This window comes from Acidobacteriaceae bacterium (assembly GCA_028283655.1).
Taxonomy (GTDB): Bacteria; Acidobacteriota; Terriglobia; order Terriglobales; family Acidobacteriaceae; genus Granulicella.
On sequence record JAPWKE010000003.1, the window covers coordinates 3,390,267 to 3,410,351 of the forward strand.

The following is a 20,085-nucleotide window of genomic DNA, read 5'->3' on the forward strand; positions in this document are numbered from 1 at the left end:
AGCTGGACGCCCTATCGCGAATATCGCGCGCCTGCAGCAACGGGCAACCGGCGCTGATCTTGCAGGAGTGGAAGCGCAGCACAGCTAACAAAACAGCTAAGTGATTGGATGCAATGACAAAGGGCACGGCCGAAGCCGTGCCCTTTTGCGTGATGCGTTGTAGACGTTAGGGACGGACGCCCAGCTTGGTGGGGATCAGCGGCACATACACCGGCGTGGCTGCACCGATGTATTCAATCGCGTCGCCGGGACCACTGAGGAAGACCCAGACATTGCCTGCGCCGTCGACCACGTTCGAAATCTCATCCCCCTTGGAATCTTCGAGAGGATAGCCGCCGACCGGCGTGATGGCTATGCCGCTGTTCGTGATCGCTGAAAGAGCCGCCGTGCTGGTGGGATTTCCGAGTCCGGTGATCCAGACATTGCCTGCGCCGTCGACGGAGACGTACTGCGGAGCTCCAATGCCCGCCCCTGTGTAACCAGTGCTGCCGGAAAGCGGGGCGCCAGTCTTGCTGTACTTCAGAACCGCATCGCCGCCGTTATAGGGGATGAAGATGTTATCGGCGCTATCCACGGCGGGCTCGGCTGCGGCAGCGGCGGGTATGTTGTAGCTCGCGGCTTGCGCCTTGGTCGAGGAGTTAAAGAGCGTCAGGTAGCCATAGTTATCCTGTGCCACAATCTGGTTGGTGGAGTTGGTGGCGAGATTGGGCCCCTGGTTACTGACCGGTGCCGTTGAGCCGTCGGTGATGGATGCGCCGCTCGCCGAGTAGACGCCGATCTGGTCTTGGTAGTGGCCCACTTCCCAGATATCACCGGTCGACGTAATGGCGAGGCTGGAAGTCCCCGTTACGGGGCCGGGTTGGGCTGCGTTGGAGTATTGGCCGATGCTGGTACCTGTCGAGGAGAGAATGTCGATGCCATTTCCATCCGAGAAGACGACGTTTCCATTGACGGGGCTGATCCGGCATTGCGAGGCCTTGTTCATGCCGAGCACCGTGAAGCCGGCCCCGCCCGACAGAGTTGCGCCGGTCGGTGTGTAGGCATCCACCGTGGTCGCCATGCCGTACCAGACGTTGTCGTTGGCATCGACGCATACCTGGTAGCTGTAGAAAGCCGGCGCCGTGTAGGTGATGGTCAGAGCGAGATTCGTGCGCGGCGTGTTCGTGGCGAGAAACGGCACGAAGGGCGGCGTCGAAGTCTGCGAGTCCACGATCGCTGCGAACGACGCGGCCGGGTGGTTGGCAATGTTCCATGCGGCCGTCGTGGTGTCCGGCGCGTTGGTGCCGCCAGTCGCTCCGGTGGAGGTGGCGTAATTCGTGAGCAGGTTGCTGCACGTCGTGCTGGTGGGACCGGTCGTGTTCACGCACACAGCCAGTGCGTTTCCAACCGTATTGAGCGTCTTCTGCGAGAACGAGCCGCCGTGGCCGCTGGACGATACCGCCGCACCGTTGTTCACGATTGCGTTATAAACAGCGAGACCGGTCTTGAGATGTGCCGCCGCGGAAACCGGAGCGGAGACCTGAAGCGGGCCGCTCATAAAGCCATGCAGGGTGTAGGCCATGGCTGCGGTCGAGACCTCCGTGACCGAGACGAAGGTGGAAGAGCTGATGTTTTCGCAGAGGCCAAGAGGAGCGACCTCCGCGATCGCCGCGTTGTTCACGGTCCCGGGAAGACCAGGATTGCCGCCGGTGGCGAGCACGTAGAGGAAGTCGCCGGTCGAGCACTGATAGTGGCCGGTGAGGGAGAACGCGCCATAGGTGGACGTGTTGACGTAGGTCCCGTCCGCAGGTTCGGCAGCGTCGCGCGTAGAGTTGGAGCCGTCCCCCGAGGTGAGGATGGACGTGGCCGCTGCCCCGTAGCCGCTGGTCGCGACCTTCATCAGGTAAACGTGAGCCCCCGCGATGGGTTGCTGGCCGCCGTGGACGAGGCCGTGGATTTCAGCGGTAGTTACTGCGGTGGGATCGGACTGGACTACGCCGCATCCAGTAAGAGTCAGAGTGGAAGCGAGAAAACAGACGGCAGCGACCAAACGATGCAAGGGGGCCCTCCTGAGGACGCAAAACAGGTGTTTCTTAAGAGTACGCATCGCAGGGCGAGAAAGATTCGCAGGAACCTTAAGAGTGATATGAGTCTTTCTCGCTCACATTATGTAACTTTATCTTGCGCTATGCGTCCAATCAGACATAGAGTTCTGATTACGAGGTGTGGGTATGGCGATCAAGTGGGACAAGTTGACAGTAAAGAGCCAGGAAGCGATTCAGGGCGCTGCGGGATTGGCCGGAGAACACGGCAATCCTGAGGTGACGCCCGTTCACCTGCTGGCGGCGCTGCTCGAAGACAAGGAAGGCGTTGTTCTTCCTGTGCTGGAAAAGATCGGCGTCGGCGTGCAGAAGCTGCTCAGCGAGGTGAACGCTGCGGTCGGCAAACTGCCGAAGGTGCAGGGCGCGAGCGCGCAGCCCGGTCTGGGCCAGGTGCTGACGAAGGTGCTCGATCAGGCGTTCAAGGAAGCCGATAACTTCAAGGACGAGTACGTCTCGACCGAGCATCTGCTGCTGGCTCTGGCCGGGGCAAAGGGTGATGCGGTTCAGAGCGCACTGGCAGCCCAGGGAGCCACGCACGACGCTATATTGAAGGCGCTGCAAGCGGTTCGCGGCTCACAGCGAGTGACGGACCAGAACCCCGAGGGCAAGTTCCAGGCGCTGGCGAAGTACGCCAAGGACCTCACTGAGCTCGCACGTCGTGGCAAGCTCGACCCCGTGATCGGGCGCGATGAAGAGATTCGGCGCGCCATCCAGGTGCTCGCGCGCCGTAGCAAGAACAACCCGGTGCTGATCGGCGAACCCGGCGTTGGCAAAACAGCCATCGTCGAAGGCCTCGCCCGTCGCATCGTGCAGGGCGATGTCCCGGAGATTCTGCGTGACAAGCGTGTGATCTCGCTGGACCTCGGCTCGATGCTCGCGGGGGCGAAGTTCCGCGGTGAGTTCGAAGACCGCCTCAAGGCTGTGCTGAAGGAGATCGACGAGGCCAACGGCCAGATCATCCTCTTCATCGACGAGTTGCATACGCTCGTGGGTGCTGGCGCGGCGGAAGGCGCCATCGACGCAAGCAACATGTTGAAGCCTGCGCTCGCTCGCGGCGAACTGCGTGCCATCGGCGCGACGACGCTGAACGAGTACCGCAAGTACATCGAGAAGGACGCAGCCCTCGAACGCCGCTTCCAGATCGTCTATGTTGGCGAGCCAAACGTTGAAGACACGATTGCGATTCTTCGCGGTCTGCGCGAGCGTTATGAGACGCACCACAAGGTGCGCATCAAGGACTCAGCGATTGTTGCCGCTGCGGAGCTCTCGCATCGCTATATCAGCGACCGCTTCCTGCCGGACAAGGCGATTGATCTCGTCGACGAAGCTGCCGCTGCACTGGCGATCCAGATCGGCTCCGTGCCGGTCGAGATCGACGACCTCGAACGTCGTGCCGTTTCGCTGGAGATCGAAAAGAACGCCCTCAAGCGCGAGGACGATCCGAACTCGCGCGAGCGTTTGATCGAAGTCGAGAAGGAGCTCGCCGAGATTCAGGAGCGGGCAGCTGGACTGCGTGCGCGCTGGCAGAAAGAGCGTGGCGCGATTGGCGAAATTGCTTCGCTGAAGGAGAAGCTCGAAGGCCTGCGTTTTGAGGCCGATAACGCCACGCGCAAGGGTGACCTGCAGCGTGCGGCAGAGCTGCAGTACGGCGAAATTCCGAAGGCTGAGCGCGAGCTTGCCGAACTTACCAACGAGCAGGACGGCCTTGCGGCTGCGGAGAAGTCCGCTGCACCGAACCGCCTGCTGAAGGAAGAGGTCGACGAGGAAGACATCGCAAAGATCGTCTCCAAGTGGACCGGCATTCCGGTAAACAAGATGCTCGAAGGCGAGGTCGAGAAGCTGACGCAGATGGAGAACCGTCTCCGCGAGCGTGTGGTGGGGCAGGACGAAGCGTTGACGGTGGTCGCGAATGCGATTCGTCGTTCGCGTGCAGGCCTCAGCGACCCCAAAAAGCCCATCGGCTCATTTATCTTCCTCGGCCCGACGGGCGTGGGTAAGACGGAGACCGCGCGTGCTCTCGCCGAGTTCATGTTCGATGACGAGAACGCGATGGTGCGCATCGACATGAGCGAGTACATGGAGAAGCACGCCGTGGCTCGTTTGATCGGCGCGCCTCCCGGCTACGTTGGCTTCGACGAAGGCGGGCAGCTTACCGAGGCGGTACGTCGCAGGCCGTACGCGGTGATCCTCTTCGACGAGATCGAGAAGGCGCACCCGGATGTCTTCAACGTGCTGCTGCAGGTGCTCGACGATGGCCGCCTGACGGACTCGAAGGGCCGCACGGTGGACTTCAAGAACACGGTGCTCATCATGACCTCGAACATCGGCGCACAGGCGTTAACCACGGCGTGGGCTGACGGCGACGAGGGCTTTGACGAAGCGAAAACGCGCGTGATGGACTCGCTGAAGCAGCACTTCCGCCCGGAGTTTCTCAACCGCGTGGACGACATCGTGGTCTTCCATCCGCTGGGCGAATCGCAGCTGACGCACATCGTCGATCTGCGGCTGAACGACCTGCGCAAGCTGCTGGCCGACCGCCGCATCACGCTGGATCTCACCGAAGCAGCACGCGAGGCGATCTTCAAAGCGGGCTACGACCGTGCCTACGGTGCACGTCCGCTGAAGCGCGCGATCCAGCGGCTGGTGCAGGACCCGCTGGCGATGAAGATCCTCGACGGCAGCGTGCTGCACGGCGATACCGTGCGGCTGGGAGCAGACGAGAATGGCAAGCTGACGTTCGACGTTGGCGACCGCTTGAACGCATAACAGAAGCACAAACAGAAAGGCCTTCTCTTTAGGGAGAAGGCCTTTCTGTTTGCGGAAGAGACGCCGTTACTCGTTGTAGATCATGTGATGCTGGCCGCTCCAACTCGCATGAGTCACAAGGAAATCCTCTGGCCTGGTTCCTGGATAGGTCACGGCCCAGTATCGTGCCAAAGCTGCTTCAATCTGTGCGTGGAAGGGGGAGTCTTTACGGATGGCAAGGCCATAGTTGGCTGCATCTGCGTAGAGATCGTACTGCGCAAGAAACGCCGGATCGGCAAACATGACACCGCGCTGCTGCGTGTAGTCGGAGTTCGGCATCCAGATAAGATCGATCTTGCGCTTCATGAAGCGTTGCATGTCGAAGCCATGGAGAGCAATCTCTGTATCGTTGAGCCCGGCTATATCGACAACGTTGGCGTTTGGTGCGGCTGCCCCCAGGTAGCCGACTTCAGTGGCTGCGACAGAAACACCTTTGGGGAGCGGAGCGACGAGCAGATCTGTGACCTGCTGCATGGCCGTGTCCCAGCCGACATAAGGCAGTGGATGGGCTGCAGCCATGGCGAGGTCGGCGTCGTCATACTCTTCGCGATGGTGGTGTTCGAGGTGGCGAAGCTTGTTTTGCGCTGCCTCTGTGCTCAGGCCAAGCAAAGCAACGACCAGCACGACAAAGGTAAGCGACCGTACGGAGAGCAATGAGGGCAGGTTCTCTGTTCCCTGCTGTTCCCTGGCGACGAGCCTCGCATCAAGCAGCAGCAGTGCTGGAACGATCAGCAGCGCTGCATAAGGCATGTAGTAGCGTGCTTCAAAGCCCATGATCTGCGTAACGGTGCCGAGGTAGGCAAAAACAGCGAGTGCTGGTAGAAGAAACACGACCAGCAGCTTGCGGTCCGCACGTGTGGAGAGCAAGACGAGCAGGCCCAGGTAGACGGCCATTGCCGCAAGAAAAACAGCGAGCAGAAACTCCGGGTGCCAGACTCCGCGGTATCCGAGGTAAGCGTGCTTGCCTTTCATGTAAACACTTAGCGGAACCACGGTGCCGAAGTACGCGCGGCACACGGCAAGTTCTGCAAGGATCAGTGCAAAGAGCGTACCAAGAGCAACGATCAGGCGCGAAAGACTCTGCTTCTTCTCGGGGAGCAGGAAGAAGGCTAACGCTGGCAGAAGCATCGCAACGAGCGCTGCTTCGGGACGCGCGAGATAGGTTAAAAATCCCAGCAGTCCAACCGTCCACGAGGGCACTTGTTCTGTGCGGCACCATCGCAGTGTCAGCCCGCAGAGGCCTCCGAGCAGCGCCGTGGCAAGCATTGTCTCCATGCCGGTGGTGGCATGTTTGGCGAGAATCGCCGTTCCCCCGAGCGTAAGCGACAGCGGCACAACAACCCACGGCAGTACACGGAATGTGCTTCCGCGGAAGAGCGGACTCTGCGCGTTGCGCGCCACAGCCCATGCAATCGCAGTCACCGCGGCGAAGGCACAGAGCCACGAGGCCAGGACGAGCTGCGTCCACATGCCAAACGGAAGATAGCTGATGACAAGAATGCAGAACGCCCAAAGCAATGACGTGGGGCCGTAGGTGTGATGTCCGTCCAGGTTCCAGGACATGCCAAGCCCGGCACGAATGTTGTGCGCATAGCGTTCGAACATGTATGCATCGTCAAAGCTGAGCGGAGTGCGCCGCGCAGCAAGGAACCACTGTACCCAGACCGTGGCCACGCAAAGCAGGATGACAAAGGTGAGGGTGCTGTAAAGCTTCCGCGACGGTGTCATGGGCGTTGTCCTTGACCGGCTGAGACTGCCTGGGTGTTCGAGTTCACCATCGCCGGGAAGTGAACGGAGAGAACTGTGCCTTCGAAGAACGGCGCTAGCGGAGAGGACTGGGCATGGTCCTCGGCAAAAGCATCTGCTGTAAAGTCCCAGCCACTGTCATAGGCGACCCAGTCCTGCGCGGCCGTGCTTTGTCGAAGCTTGTCATAGCTCACGATCGGGAGTGCGGTGAAGTGCAGCATGTGCTCGGCGGTGAGAGCTTCTGTGTCGTGTCCACTGAAGCGGATCTCGCGAGCCGCGTCGTAGACGAGCACGGTATGAGCGCGGAGGAAAGCATCGGGCTGATAGTACTGCGCGATCTCATAGTGGCCCATCTGCTGGATGTAGAGGTTATGCGTGGGGTCTGCAGCGAGCGCGGCGCGCACCGCGGCGGGTACTTCGAGCGATTGCATCATGGCGCGGCTCTTCATGCGTTCCAGCGAGGTCTCATGCAGCACGGCGACGAGGATGACGAAGCCGAGGATGGAGATCGCGGCCTGATGCGCCGTTTCGCTCTTCAGCAAAGGTGCCAGCCAAAGCGAGAACAGCAGACTAATGCTGATGATGGCGCCGAGTACGTAGCGAACCTCATAGCTATGTGTGACGAAATGCGCCAGCAGGAAACCGAGGATTGGCAGAGCGAAGAGCGCGATCAGCAAGGCGCTTTCTGCGCGTGGCAACTTGAGGCTGGCCCAGCCTCGATAGAGGCTGAAGAGGAACGCGAGCATCACGACAACGAAAACGAGAGCGAGGATGCGCTGCGTCTGGGTGCTCGTCCAGGTGTAGTCAAACAGAAGCGAACGATATGCCTCCGAGACCGCACGCACGCTGATGGTGCCGGCGTTGTAGTAGTGCAGGCGGAAGACCTTCGCAGCTTTCTGGAAAGGTAGCGTGAGGCCGAAGCAGGCGGTACCGAGGACGAGTGCGGCAACGAGTGCCGTGTCCAGCTTGCGACGGTCAAGTGTGCGCACGAGTTCTGCGAGATAGAGCACCGGCAATAGAAGGACGGCGAAGTAATGCGTGTTCAGCGCGAGACCCACGGCAAGGGCGAGCAGTGGCAGCGACCAGCGACGCGTCTGCTCGCTGCGCGTGGCTGCTTGCCAGGCAACTAGAGCCAGGGCGTAGAGCCCAAGCAGCAAACCGTAGGGGCGGGCCTCCACCGCATAGTAGAGCGTTGCGGTGGCGAGCGGAAAGATCGCTGCCACGGTGGCCGCTACGCCTGACTGCTGCTCTCCCAGGTGGTCGCGAGTGGCGCGGCGCACGAAAAAATACAGGCACACCTGCATGAGCATGTAGCCGAGCAGCGAAGGCAGTCGCAGGGCGAAGGCCGTAGCACCGAAGAGGCTTGTGCTCAGATGCGCTAGCGCGTGGTAGACCATCGGATCGAGCGAAATGGGGTAATGCAATTGAATATGCAGGACTTCGGCAAGCGTGGGCACGCTATCGGTCTGCATGACGAACATTTCATCCTGATTCAGCATCTTCAGCGCACCCCAGTGCACGGCGATCCAGGCTGTGAGCAACAGCGCGAGCACCAGCATGGCAAGGTGTTTCGTCGAGCGCGTAGTGGGTTGCGATGAAGTCAAGCGTGCCTCGTTACGGAAGATGGAGAGTGGATTTCTTGCTAAGGATACGTTATGAATTTGGCCGTAAAAGACAAACCCGCTCGCGGATAAGGGAGCGGGTTCGTCTGTTGGGGTGCCTTGCGCTTAGAGTTGCGGGGTTGCCGGTACGACAGGCGCAGAGGCTGCGACTGTCGCTTGCGGAATCGTCGGCGAAAAGAACTCTTCGAGCTTCGGCATACGCGTGAAGAGAAGCACGACCATCACCAGCACCGTTGCAGCAAACGAGCCCATCAGCAGCGGCTCTTTGTAAAGCTTCTCGGGGTTCTGCACGGCGGACTCGGCCTTGAACGCCAGCTTCAGATAGATGGCCATGGTGAATGCGATGAATGGGAAGCCAAGGACGAGTTCGATGCGGTAGCGCATGATGAACGCGCCGAGGAAGAGCATCGCAGTCGACGCATAGAAGCAGACGGAGACGAGCAGCGACTCCGGCGTGTAGTGCTTGAACGAAGCACGGTAGTTGCCGGCGAGGGTGCGATCACCAATTTCGTTGAGCTCGCTAAACCGCTTGAGCCCCATGAAGTAGCAGCCGATCATCCAGTAGGCCACGAGCAGAGAAACGGGCGGCACGAGCACGGTAACGGCATACCAGCCGAGCAGCATGCGCAGCGGGTTGTTGACGCTCTCAGTCAGCACGTCGAGGTACGGGACGTCCTTGGTACGTACTGGCGGGAAGTTATAGAGGCAACCCATCATCCAGAGGACGATAGCAACCAGCGCGAACATGTGGCCGATGAAGAACCATCCAATGCCAACGCCGACCAGCATCATGGCAAGCCACTGAACGTAAGCCAGCGGAACGTTCACCAGACCGCGTGCTGCAGGACGGTTCTTCTTGATCGGGTGGAGTCGGTCAAACGGAGCGTCGAGCACTTCGTTGATCACGTAATTGGAGCAGGCAACGAGAGTAATTGCGACGAACGCGATCACCAGTTGCCACAGCATGTGGCTGCTAAAGACAACAGCTCCTGTACTGAGCGGGACGATGACCCCCGGCAGCACGAAGAGGTTCTTAATGGAGTGATCCAGGCGTGCAATCGCCAGATGTGCCCGAAGGCGCTCTGAAAACGAGACACTGGGGATTGCTGATTCAGCCATTAACTCTCACCTGATTATTCTCTTGTAGAAGATGGATAGATTGTACCGAAAGAATAAAGTCTTTCTTTTGCACATCAGTGGTCAGACGGCAGAGGGAGTGTGGACAATGACAGAGCCGATTGTCGTCCTCCTCGCACAAATCGCTTACCGAAGGCGATCATAGGGGTTTCGATGAAATAAAAGCTGGCCAATGCGCAGAGCACAGCGCAACCTATTTCAGTGATCGGGCTTTGCAGTGTATGGATACGCCCTGGATAGGTGATCGAGCGCGTAAGGAAGAGTATTTGCCAGAGATAGAGGCTATAAGAAATACGTCCGATGAAACGAAATGGAGCGGTCTCCAGCATCCTCGTTAGCCAGTTTTCTGGATGTAGGCTGGTGCTGAGTAGCAAAAGAGGGAAAATTATAGCTTCGGCGAGCGACGGGATACCGTTGTGGTTAAAGCGGTCTTGCAGGAAAAGAACGATGGCCGAGAGCAGCAAGAGCGGAACCACATGTAGGTACTTTGTCGCATATTTCCTGGTCTCTCCTCGGTCTAGGATGAGGGCGCAAAGCGCAGGGACGAGAAGACCAAACAAGCAAAACTCTGTGCGTTGGTTCCAGAAGATATTACGCGTAGCTGGTGGGTGAGTCGCCATGTAGAAGACGCTCCAGCCGAGGAAAAAAGCCGCGAGAGTTGCAATAACGGCGTGTCGTGCGCGAGGGAAAAGCACCAGCAACGTTGGAAAAAAAAGATAAAAGTGTTCTTCGACCGCGAGAGACCAGAAGTGGCTTGTGAACCATGTCCCAGAATCCCCTGATTGCATGAAGTAAGACCAGTAGTTGCGGCAAAAGAGCAGTGCCGAAAGCCAGGCCGAGTGGTTGAGCGGGATAATCTTCAGAGCTTCCAGCCCCAGCAATATGGCCAGAAAAGTGAAGGAGGCTGGAAAAATACGGAAGCTTCGGCGTATGTAGAAATTTGGCAGCGAAATCTTCCCGTTGCGCTTCTCTTCGTTCAGCAGTCTAGAGCAGATCAATAGTCCGCTGATGGCGAAGAAGAGCCACACGCCGTCGGCGCCTTTATTCTGCAAATGATGACGTGCAAAGCGCCACGGCAGCACTGCCGAGTGGTCAAGCAACACGGCGCTAATCGCAATGGCGCGCCAGCCATCCAGACTGGGAAGATAGCCGACGCGATCCCGGTCGCTGCGGCTGGAGTCTTTCGATCTGGGTTCGGTCTCGGGGCGCGCGTTGTCAGGCTCTGCTGGAAGGAACGTCGCGGAGAGACTGCTCATAGGGTGGAACTCCAGGGGCAAATGGGAAACAGGAGCTGTAGAAGCAGAGCCTCGGAAGTGGGCGAACCCCAGTGAGCCGGGAAGCAGTGGTTATGTTTCCTATGATATCCATTTGCCATGATTTTTGAGATACGGCGAATGGGGTAGTGTTCTGCCGCAGGGCATTGTGATTCAACAGCAACATCGTGGCGCAGTTTGCCTATTGCGATAGTCAAAGCGAAAGATACAATCCCGCTATATTCAGCAACAATGTGATGCTGAGCTGGCTCAGCAACCTCATGGAATCGAGAAAGTTTTGACGCGCGAGACCCCATCTACCTCTGTGCTGCGAGGCGGCCGTCATCTGCCGGAACTCTATCTGGCGATCGCTCTGGTCGTGACGCTACTACTTAGCCTGCTGACCCCGGCGTTTTATGTTCCCGACGAAGAGCATCATGCTGAGCGCGCGCTCGTTATAGCCCAGGGACAATGGGAGATTCAGCCCTCGTCCCAGGGGGTTGGTGGTCGGGTGAATGACGGTGTACTCGCTCTGGCAGCACCGACGAACGCGGTGTTGAGCCATCTGATGAGCACGTATAGCAAAGCGAGCCAGTATCCTGATGGACGTTTCTCGGAGGAAACGGTTCGGCAGCAGGCTGCAGCGCGCTGGTCTTCCACGTCGACCTTCACGAACTTCCAGAACGTAGCGATTTACCCGCCAACGCTTTATTTGCCGCAGCTTGCGGGCTGGATGCTTGGGCAGCACGCCCAGCTTTCGGTGCTCAATTCCTTGCGGCTGGCTCGGCTGATCGTAGCCCTCTGTGCAATCGCGCTGGGGTGGTTTGCACTGCGGCTTGCCTCGGCGGGGTGGCGCCCTGCCCTGTTTTGCCTGTTGCTCCTGCCCACAGTACTGAGCCTGAACGCGTCCTGCGCACAGGACGCCATGCTTTTTTCGCTTGCTTCGCTGGCGATGGCATTGCTTTCCAGAGCGTTGGCGGAAAGAAGAACGCAGACGCTTTTGGAGTTGCTTGTGACCACTTTGGCGCTGCTGCTTTGCATTGGTGACCGTACGCCCTACGTTCTTCTGCTGTTTGCGCTGTTTCTTCCCGTGCTGGAGTCTCAATCAGCACGCGCAAAGCGTTTCCTCGCACCGTCTATCGCTATCGGGTTGGCGTTGCTGGTCACCCTTCTTTGGCATCACGCAATTCTTGCTGTCGAGGTCTTCAAGCAGCAGGGCTCTGACCCTGCCGTGCAGCTTGCGTTCCTCAAGTCCCATCCTCTGCAGGGGCTGTCGTGGATCGTCATTGGAACGTTGAAGGCTGCGCCGGGGTTGGCCGCAAAAGGCGTCTTTGTCATTGGAATGAATGATGCGTTTCCGCCTCGTGCGGTCTATATGTTGCTGTTTTTAGGTGCGCTGGGCGTGCTCTTTTTGCATCGTGGGCAAGCTCTGCGAACGCTGGCAGGACGCCTGCTGGTGGCGACAGTATTGTTTGCGATCATGTTTGGCGTAAGTCTGGCGGCTTACCTTATGTGGAACCCGGTGGCTTCTCATGCTGTCAACGGTCTTCAATCCCGCTACTATCTGCCTCTGATTCCGTTCGCTCTCCTCCTCCTCGGGAAGGACTCCAAGGCGCAAATAGAGGAACGTTGGGCGCGGTTGTATGTACCATCGATAGTGCTGTTCCTTGTCGGCGTGTTTTCTACGCCGTTCATCGCGGCGCATCGGTTCTATGGCACAGGCTTGGCTTCTGCCATGGGGCATCTGCTCCGCTAAAGCATCGCAAAGACTTAGCACGCGCATCGCGCAGAGGATGAGAACTTCATCGTGAAGAAGGTTGTAATTATTGGCGCTGGTCCCGCAGGGCTGACCGCAGCGTTGGAGTTTCTGCGCAAGACGGACGTCGTGCCCGTGATCCTTGAGGCATCGCAGGAGATCGGCGGCATTTCGCGCACGATCCGCTACAAGGGCAACCGCATGGACATTGGCGGCCACCGCTTCTTCTCGAAGTCGGACCGCGTGATGCAATGGTGGATGGACCTCATGCCCCCGGACGTCGACTCTGCGGACGCCCCGACCGGCCTCTCGCAGGCCGTCGAGATCAGCTACCAGGGCAAGCAGCGCAAGATCGAGGTGCCCTCCTCCTCTCCGGAGCACCCGCCGCTGCGCGGCATGGGCCCGCTCTCCGTCACCACGGAGACCGACGCCAACGATATTCCGCTTGACGCGACCGGCGAAGCCCTGCCCGCGACCGAGACCCTCGTGATCGAAACGCATGAGCCCGAGTCCAACGACCTGGTCATGCTGGTGCGCCCGCGCAAGAGCCGCATCTACTACCTGCGCCGCTTCTTCGATTACCCAATCAACCTCAGCAGAAATACGATCGAAAACCTTGGCCCGGTGCGCATGGCGAAGATCGGTGTCAGCTATATCTCCTCGCGCGTTGCGCCTATCAAGCAGGAGAAGAGCCTCGAAGACTTTCTTATCAACCGCTTCGGTCGCGAGCTCTACCAGACGTTCTTCAAGAGCTATACGGAGAAGGTGTGGGGTGTTCCCTGCCACGAGATTTCGGCGGAGTGGGGCGCACAGCGCATCAAGGGCCTTTCGCTCACCACGGCGCTGAAGCACTTCGTCAAGAAAGCCTTCAGCGGCAAGCCGAAGGAAGGTTCCACCGACGTTGCCCAGAAGAAGACGGACACATCGCTGATCGAACGCTTCCTCTATCCCAAGTTCGGCCCCGGCCAGCTCTGGGAGCACGTTGCCGACAAGATCGTCGCAGCAGGCGGAACGATCGAGATGGGCTGGAAGGTTGATCGTCTGCTGAGTCGTAACGGACAGGTCACAGGCGTGGAAGCCGTGAACGAAGCGGGCGAACGCCGCATCTTTGCTGGCGATTACTACATCTCCACGATGCCGATGAAAGAGCTTACTTGGGCACTCGAAGCAGGTGGCGCACAGGTGCCGGAGAACGTGAAAGAGGTCAGCGATGGCCTGCAGTATCGCGACTTCGTCACGGTCGGCATCCTCGCCAACAAGCTCAGCGTGCAGGAGCCGGACGGCGGCCTGATCAAAGACACCTGGATCTACATCCAGGAACCGGACGTACTGCTGGGTCGCCTTCAGGTCTTCAACAACTGGAGTCCCTACATGGTCAGCGAGCCGGGCAAGGTCTGGATCGGGCTCGAGTACTTTTGCTACGAGACGGACCCCCTGTGGGCGATGCCTGACGAAGAGCTGAAGAAGTTTGCTGCCGGAGAGCTGGAGAAGATCGGCATCCTGAAGACAGCAGACGTGCTCGACGGCCACGTCGTGCGCGTGCCGAAGACCTACCCTGCGTACTTCGGAACCTACTCGCGCTTTGATGAGCTGCGTAACTGGACGGACGGCTTTGAGAACCTCTTCCTCGTCGGTCGCAATGGTATGCACAAGTACAACAATCAGGACCACTCCATGCTGACGGCGATGGCTGTGGTCGACGGCATCGCTGCCGGCCAGGTGGACAAGCGCTCGTTGTGGGATATCAACACCGAGCAGGAATATCACGAAGAGAAGGACAAGAAGCAGGCAACAGGAGAGTCACGATGAAGTGGATTTTTGCCTTAGTTGTTTTGGTGCTTGTTGTTTTCATCGTGGTCAAGCGCGACCAGCTTTATGTGCGCGACCCGCTGGCGAAGGTGACGCATAACGGTATCGAAGAAGAAGGCGCGCAGGTCTTCATCAACTTCAACAACGAGGTCTACCTCGAGAACGACAATCCGCCGATGCACATCGCGCTGATTCAGCAGAACAACCACGTCGGCGTTCCTAAGCAGATTCAGTGCCTGCACTGGGTCGCCTGCATGGTCGACGCTCCGGTGGCGACGCTTCTGAAGAAGCTGCCGATCACGGTGGAGTCGATGGATGCGAAGAAGATCGTGTATCACGACGCGGCGGGAACACAGAGCGCCATCACGCTGCGCTAGACGTCCTGCACGAAGCGAAGAAGAGGCTGCCTGCGGGCAGCCTCTTCTTGTTATGTCTGTAACTCCAAAAGCTCGCGGATCGTCTTGCCCAGCGTTGGATGGACGAAATCCGGAGCGATCTCTGCAAGTGGCTCCAGCACGAAACGGCGTTCGTGCATCGCCGGATGCGGCAGCGTGAGTTCAGGATCTGCGAGCACCTCCTGCCCATAGAGCAGCAGGTCGAGGTCGAGCGTGCGTGGGCCTTTGCTGATGGCGTTTGCTGAGCGATCGCGCCCAAAGCTGTGCTCGAGAGCCAGCAGCTCCCGCAACAGCACGAGCGGGGAGAGCTCCGTATCGAGCAGCGCGGCCGCGTTGAAGAACTCGGGCTGGTCGAGGTAGCCGACGGGCTCTGTGCGGTAGAGCGACGACGTCGCCACGACGGTTCCCAGAGCGCGCAGGCGGCTGAACGCTTCTCGGACATTGTCTTCCGGCGGGCCAAACGGACTGCTAAGGTTGGAGCCGAGGGCGATTGCGGCAAGCATCCTGTGCAGTGTAGAGCATCGCTTCCCCCGGACGTATCCAGCCCCCCGGCAGCCGCACCATGAGGCACAAACGGTAGGTCATGGCTTTAGCCATGACATTTGCAGCCCAGGACCAGGGGCCTCAGCCCCTGAGGCGCCCTCTCTCCAACGGACCTTCCTTGGAGGCGCGGCTAATCCAGATGCGTCCCGCAGACGCAATCTGATTGATAAAATCAGGCTTATGTCCGCTGTCGCAGGTCTTTCTCCTGAGGTTCTCGCCAAGTACCAGGCCGTTATCGGTCTCGAAGTCCACTGTCAGTTGCTGACGAAGACGAAAGCCTTCTGCGGCTGCAAGAACGAGTACGGTGGTGATCCCAACACGCACACCTGCCCCACGTGCCTGGGTCTGCCCGGCGCGCTGCCTGTGTTGAACCGCCAGGCGGTGGAGTTTGCCGTGCTCGCTTCGAAGGCTCTGGGCTGCACCATCAACGAGCGTTCGGTCTTCGCCCGCAAGAACTACTTCTATCCGGACTCGCCCAAGGGCTACCAGATCTCGCAGTTCGACAAGCCGCTCTCCGAGTTCGGCTCGATGATCGTCTCCGACGCTGACGGCCAACCGAAGACCATCGGCATCACGCGCATCCACATGGAAGAGGACGCGGGCAAGAGCATCCACGACGGCTTTGCCGACTCCGCGCGCCGCACCTACATCGACCTCAACCGCTGCGGCACACCGCTGATTGAAATCGTCAGCGAGCCCGATCTCCGCTCGGCCGATGAGGTCTTCGAGTACCTCACCAAGCTCAAGGAAATCCTGCTCTACACCGGCGTCAGCGACTGCAACATGGAAGAAGGTTCGCTGCGCTGCGACGCCAACGTCAGCGTCATGCTGAAGTCGGATTGGGAAGCCCGCGGCGCTGCCGCGTACGGCACCAAGGCCGAAGTGAAGAACGTGAACTCCTTCCGCTACATCCGTTCGGCGGTAGAGTTTGAGATCGAGCGCCAGATCGGTGTGATCGAAGACGGTGGTCGCGTCGTCCAGGAGTCGCGCCTCTGGAACAACGCCGAGGGTCGCACCTACTCGATGCGTTCGAAGGAAGAAGCCCACGATTACCGCTACTTCCCGGAGCCTGATCTTCCCGCGCTGGTCGTTGGCGAGGCATGGCTGAAGGCCATTCTGGCAGACCTGCCGGAGCTTCCCGAAGCTCGTCGCGAGCGCCTGCAGACTGAGTACGCCCTGAACCCGCAGGACGCCGCCACGCTGACGACCGACCGCGAACTTGGCGACTTCTTCCAGGCCGCAGCCCGTCTCTCGAAGAACCCGAAGCGCGTCGCCTCCATCCTGCTCAGCGAGATCACCATGCGTCTGCGTGCGGCAGAGATCGAGCTTGGCCAGTCGCCCGTTTCGCTCGAAGGCCTCGTGCTGGCCGCAGACCTTACCGAAGGCGGAGCGATCAGCTCGAAGCAGCTCAAGCAGTTGCTCGACACCTGCTTCACCGAAGGCCGTGACTTCGCCTACATCTACGACCGCGACAAGCCCCAGCAGATCACGGACACCTCGGCTATCGAGAAGATGATCGACGACGTGATTGCCGCCAACCCCGCGCAGGTCGCTCAGTTCAAGGGTGGCAAGCGTACGGTCAGCGCGTTCTTCGTCGGCCAGGTGATGAAAGCCTCCAAGGGGCAGGCCAACCCCGCGCTGCTGAACGAACTCGTAATCAAGAAGCTTGACGCGGCATAGAGCAACATCCAGACAAACTAAAAGCGGCAGAGTCAGAAGGCTCTGCCGCTTTTTACTGCCTGCGCTTAGCGCGAGGTTGCGATGATCGTGCTGGCGATGATGCCTGTTGCGACTGCGGCCATCACGTAGTTGCCGTCCACTTCGCGCCACTCATAGCCGCGACGCGGCGGAGCAAGATGGTAGGCGCGGTAGTCGATACGGCGACCACGACCCCAGTCATTCGGTGCCATACGATAGCCACGGTGCCAGTTGTCATGGTGCACATAGCCATGCGGCGGGCCGCCATGGCCGTGAAAATCATCGTGGCCGTGATCGTCATGGTGCTGCGCCAACGAGGGGGCAGCGCTCAATGCCAGGGAGAATGCGACCGCGCCTGCGGTCAAAATCTTGCTGAGTTTCATTTCCTGCTCTCCTGAATTCTGGGCGAACTTAATCTTGTACGCGCCGGAAGTACTGCTCCCGACCCGGAACTACTCTTGTTTAGATGTATATGGAGCCCGTGGAGTTTTCATGGGAAGAAAATTTTTACAACGTCAATATACCCCAGCAACGTATGCAAGAAGGTTGGCGATCACGGTGCGCCATCGCTCTGCCGGAATCTTCTCTTCCTCCTGCAGCGTCTAGCCAGAAGTAGCCGTTTCGCAGGAGACCCACTCCCTTTGTCCGCAGTCAGCACGAAATCCCCTTCTGGCGTTCATCCCAACGCCGTCCTTGCCATCTGCTGCATGAGCCTTCTGCTCACGGGCATGGACGTCACCATCGTGAACGTGGCTCTGCCGGTGATCCAGCACGAGCTTCATGCGACGGTCGCGCAGTTGCAGTGGATTATCGACAGCTACACGCTGGTGGTGGCGAGCCTCCTGATGCTGTGCGGCTCTCTGAGCGATCGCTACGGACGGCGCAGGGTCTTCCTCATTGGCATGTCGACCTTCGCCGTGGGTTCGTTGCTCTGCAGTTTTGCGCCTAACATTCATGCGCTCATCGCCTTCCGCGCCTTGCAGGGAGTTGGCGCGTCCATGATGAACCCAGTCGCGCTCTCGATCATCGCCAACGTCTTCACAGAGCCAAAAGCCCGTGCCCGCGCGGTCGGTGTCTGGGGAGCGGTCGCTGGTGTGTCACTCGGCGTAGGACCGTTGCTGGGCGGCATTCTTACGGAGATCGTCGGCTGGCGTGCCATCTTCTGGGTCAACCTGCCGATCGCCATCCTGGCCATTCTGCTTGCGGTGAAGTACGTGCCGGAGTCGCGTTCTCCCAAGCCGCGCCGTCCGGATCCCTTGGGCCAGTTGCTGGTGCTGGCGTTTCTCACCCTGCTCACCTACGCCGTCATCGATAGCCCGCGTACAGGCTGGGGTTCAGCCTCGACCATCACGATGCTGGTTGTTTCGGCTCTGCTGTTTGTGGCCTTTCTCTGGCATGAAGCGCACCGGCGGGAACCGATGCTCGACCTCCGCTTCTTCCGCAGCGTGCCCTTCTCTTCGGCCACAGTCATTGCGTTGACCGCGTTCGCTTCGTTCGCGGGCTTCCTCTTCCTCAACGCGCTCTACCTGCAGCAGGCTCGCGGGCTTTCGGCGCTGCACACCGGCCTCTGTACTCTTCCGCTTGCCGTGGCGATGCTCGTAGCGGCACCGCTCTCCGGCAGGCTCGTCGCGGCGCGTGGACCGCTTCCTCCGCTGGTGATCTCGGGGCTATCGTTCATCGGTTCCATGCTCATCCTCGTCCGTCTTTCGGACGCCATGCCGCTGCCCGTGCTGCTGGTGTCGTACGTGCTGTTTGGCATCGGTCTCGGCATGGTGAACCCGGCAATCTCCAACACCGCCGTGGCGGGGATGCCACTCTCGCAGGCAGGTGTGGCTGCGGCGATCGCTTCCACCGGCAGACAGGTCGGCGCCGCGCTTGGAGTCGCCGTGGCAGGCACTGTCATCGTAATGGCGAAGCAGCACCACGCAGACTTCGCGCGCAGCACGCATCCCGTCTGGTGGGCGATGTTAGCGAGTGGTGTGCTGGTTCTGGCAGCGGGTGCGGTGTCGAACACCGCGTGGTCACGCGCCAGTGTCACCGGCGTCAAGGCACTGCTGGAGTCCTAACGCGTCTAGTGCATCTCCGGTGACAGCTCCACACCGAAGCGATGCGCCATCTCTTCGCGCGTCGCCAGGTCTAGCGTCGTCGGCAGCCCCAGCTCGCTCCACGCATCGAGTCCGCCCTCCAGCACCCACACGTTGGTGGTGTGCAGGCGTTTCTCCAGCACGCGAGCCACGCGGGCGCTCGCCAGATCATTGCGCGATGAGCAGTAGAGCACGATGCTGATCTCTCCCGGCACCACCAGCGTCGGCGCGTTGCGCAGGCGTTCGGGGTCCACGCGCAGTGCGCCGGGAATCCCTGGCAGCGCGCCCTCGCGGGCCTCGAAGTTCAGCAGATCGAAGACGGCGATCGCTTCGCCGCGTCCCAGCCGCGCGCTCAGCGCCTCCGCCGAGATGCGATGCAGCCGCAGATGGCGCAGCACGCGCAGCAACTGCACCACACGCCACAGCGCATAGACGGCAATCGGAACGCCCGCCAGCACAAGAATCAGCGTGCCGAGCTGCCCGAGAAAGCGCAGGGCAAACTCAATCTGAGTGGCGAAGAGAAAGCCAAGGAGAATGTAAGCGCCCGCCCACAGCGCGGCTCCTAGCCCATCGTAGAGCGCGAAGCTGGAGACTGTAATGCCTTCAACCCCGGCCAGCGGCGGCGAGACCCCATTGATGCCCGGCAGAAACTTGGCAACCACCAGCAGCCGTGTTCCCCACTGGTCGAAGGTGGCGCGTGCGCGTTGTCGCGTCCGTCGCGGGTCTGCGGTGAAGGAGCACAGGACACGGATAATCCGGCTGCCCCACCGCCGCCCCATCCAGAACCAGATGCCGTCCGCGCACAGTGAAGCAAGAATGCTGCCCGCAAGCACCAGGGCAATGTTCAGATGGTGGTCACCCTGTGCGGCCAGCGCCCCGGCAGACATCAGCGCCAGCGCCGCTGGCACGGGCAGGCAGAGCTGTTCGCAGAATACGGCGAGATAGATGCCGGTGTAGGTGAGGCCTGCTGCGGCGTTCACTAAGGAGCCCTTCTTATACCTGGAGCCTGCGTTTATAGAACCTAGATGCGTGGAGCTGGCAATGCAACAAGCGGGTCGTGCGTGGAATCAAAGTCGGTAGCTATAAGATGCTCGTACAGCAGCAACCGGAGCAAACAGTATTTTGTCCAAAGAGGGTATGCGCTCAAGTCGACTCG

14 protein-coding genes are annotated in these 20,085 nt (G+C 59.9%); 6 read left to right on the forward strand and 8 right to left on the reverse strand.

Annotation, left to right across the window (positions count from 1 at the left end; translation table 11 throughout):
• Positions 1 to 166: 166 nt before the first annotated feature.
• Positions 167 to 2,038, reverse strand: a complete 1,872-nt coding sequence (locus PW792_16855) for a hypothetical protein (protein MDE1163596.1) — start codon at positions 2,036 to 2,038, stop codon at positions 167 to 169.
• A 172-nt stretch (positions 2,039 to 2,210) separates the two neighbouring features.
• Between PW792_16855 and clpB the strand changes: the two genes are divergently transcribed.
• A complete protein-coding gene (gene clpB, locus PW792_16860) occupies positions 2,211 to 4,847 on the forward strand; it encodes an ATP-dependent chaperone ClpB (GenBank protein ID MDE1163597.1) in 2,637 nt (878 codons plus the stop codon).
• Between the two features lie 66 nt (positions 4,848 to 4,913).
• Here clpB and PW792_16865 read toward each other — a convergent pair whose 3' ends face one another.
• The 4 genes from PW792_16865 to PW792_16880 form a co-directional block, all read right to left on the reverse strand.
• Positions 4,914 to 6,614 (reverse strand): hypothetical protein, encoded by a 1,701-nt coding sequence (locus tag PW792_16865; GenBank protein MDE1163598.1) that lies wholly within the window; start codon positions 6,612 to 6,614, stop codon positions 4,914 to 4,916.
• A complete protein-coding gene (locus PW792_16870; GenBank protein MDE1163599.1) occupies positions 6,611 to 8,236 on the reverse strand; it encodes a glycosyltransferase family 39 protein in 1,626 nt (541 codons plus the stop codon). The genes PW792_16865 and PW792_16870 overlap by 4 nt, the downstream gene beginning before the upstream one ends.
• Positions 8,237 to 8,359: 123 nt before the next feature.
• Positions 8,360 to 9,373, reverse strand: a complete 1,014-nt coding sequence (locus PW792_16875; GenBank protein ID MDE1163600.1) for a UbiA family prenyltransferase — start codon at positions 9,371 to 9,373, stop codon at positions 8,360 to 8,362.
• Between the two features lie 74 nt (positions 9,374 to 9,447).
• A complete protein-coding gene (locus PW792_16880) occupies positions 9,448 to 10,647 on the reverse strand; it encodes an acyltransferase (GenBank protein MDE1163601.1) in 1,200 nt (399 codons plus the stop codon).
• Between the two features lie 295 nt (positions 10,648 to 10,942).
• On the opposite strand from PW792_16880, the gene PW792_16885 reads away from it, so the two are divergent.
• Genes PW792_16885 through PW792_16895 form a run of 3 tightly spaced genes read left to right on the forward strand, consistent with a single transcriptional unit; the run spans position 10,943 to position 14,586 of the window.
• Entirely contained in the window at positions 10,943 to 12,400 is a 1,458-nt protein-coding gene (locus PW792_16885; GenBank protein ID MDE1163602.1) for a DUF2142 domain-containing protein, read from the forward strand.
• 48 nt (positions 12,401 to 12,448) lie between these two features.
• Positions 12,449 to 14,209: an NAD(P)/FAD-dependent oxidoreductase gene (locus tag PW792_16890; protein ID MDE1163603.1), complete on the forward strand. Its 1,761-nt coding sequence runs from the start codon at positions 12,449 to 12,451 to the stop codon at positions 14,207 to 14,209.
• Entirely contained in the window at positions 14,206 to 14,586 is a 381-nt protein-coding gene (locus tag PW792_16895) for a hypothetical protein (GenBank protein ID MDE1163604.1), read from the forward strand. Before PW792_16890 ends, PW792_16895 begins: the two co-directional genes overlap by 4 nt.
• 50 nt (positions 14,587 to 14,636) lie before the next feature.
• Here PW792_16895 and folK read toward each other — a convergent pair whose 3' ends face one another.
• A complete protein-coding gene (folK, locus tag PW792_16900) occupies positions 14,637 to 15,107 on the reverse strand; it encodes a 2-amino-4-hydroxy-6-hydroxymethyldihydropteridine diphosphokinase (protein ID MDE1163605.1) in 471 nt (156 codons plus the stop codon).
• 220 nt (positions 15,108 to 15,327) lie between these two features.
• Between folK and gatB the strand changes: the two genes are divergently transcribed.
• Positions 15,328 to 16,827: an Asp-tRNA(Asn)/Glu-tRNA(Gln) amidotransferase subunit GatB gene (gene gatB / locus PW792_16905; GenBank protein ID MDE1163606.1), complete on the forward strand. Its 1,500-nt coding sequence runs from the start codon at positions 15,328 to 15,330 to the stop codon at positions 16,825 to 16,827.
• A gap of 65 nt (positions 16,828 to 16,892) precedes the next feature.
• On the opposite strand, the gene PW792_16910 is transcribed toward gatB, so the two are convergent.
• Positions 16,893 to 17,228: an RcnB family protein gene (locus PW792_16910; protein ID MDE1163607.1), complete on the reverse strand. Its 336-nt coding sequence runs from the start codon at positions 17,226 to 17,228 to the stop codon at positions 16,893 to 16,895.
• Between the two features lie 258 nt (positions 17,229 to 17,486).
• Here PW792_16910 and PW792_16915 point away from each other — a divergent pair, with 258 nt between their 5' ends.
• Positions 17,487 to 18,911, forward strand: coding sequence for an MFS transporter (locus tag PW792_16915; protein MDE1163608.1), 1,425 nt, complete (start codon positions 17,487 to 17,489; stop codon positions 18,909 to 18,911).
• Positions 18,912 to 18,916: 5 nt separating this feature from the next.
• Here PW792_16915 and PW792_16920 read toward each other — a convergent pair whose 3' ends face one another.
• Entirely contained in the window at positions 18,917 to 19,909 is a 993-nt protein-coding gene (locus PW792_16920; protein MDE1163609.1) for a VTT domain-containing protein, read from the reverse strand.
• Positions 19,910 to 20,085 lie beyond the last annotated feature (176 nt).

Excerpts from the sequence above, each read along its gene's own strand:
- clpB (MDE1163597.1), top strand. The coding sequence starts at position 2,211 with ATGGCGATCAAGTGGGACAAGTTGACAGTAAAGAGCCAGGAAGCGATT.
- PW792_16865 (MDE1163598.1), bottom strand. The coding sequence starts at position 6,614 with ATGACACCGTCGCGGAAGCTTTACAGCACCCTCACCTTTGTCATCCTG.
- PW792_16875 (MDE1163600.1), bottom strand. The coding sequence starts at position 9,373 with ATGGCTGAATCAGCAATCCCCAGTGTCTCGTTTTCAGAGCGCCTTCGG.
- PW792_16880 (MDE1163601.1), bottom strand. The coding sequence starts at position 10,647 with ATGAGCAGTCTCTCCGCGACGTTCCTTCCAGCAGAGCCTGACAACGCG.
- PW792_16895 (MDE1163604.1), top strand. The coding sequence starts at position 14,206 with ATGAAGTGGATTTTTGCCTTAGTTGTTTTGGTGCTTGTTGTTTTCATC.
- folK (MDE1163605.1), bottom strand. The coding sequence starts at position 15,107 with ATGCTTGCCGCAATCGCCCTCGGCTCCAACCTTAGCAGTCCGTTTGGC.
- gatB (MDE1163606.1), top strand. The coding sequence starts at position 15,328 with ATGTCCGCTGTCGCAGGTCTTTCTCCTGAGGTTCTCGCCAAGTACCAG.
- PW792_16910 (MDE1163607.1), bottom strand. The coding sequence starts at position 17,228 with ATGAAACTCAGCAAGATTTTGACCGCAGGCGCGGTCGCATTCTCCCTG.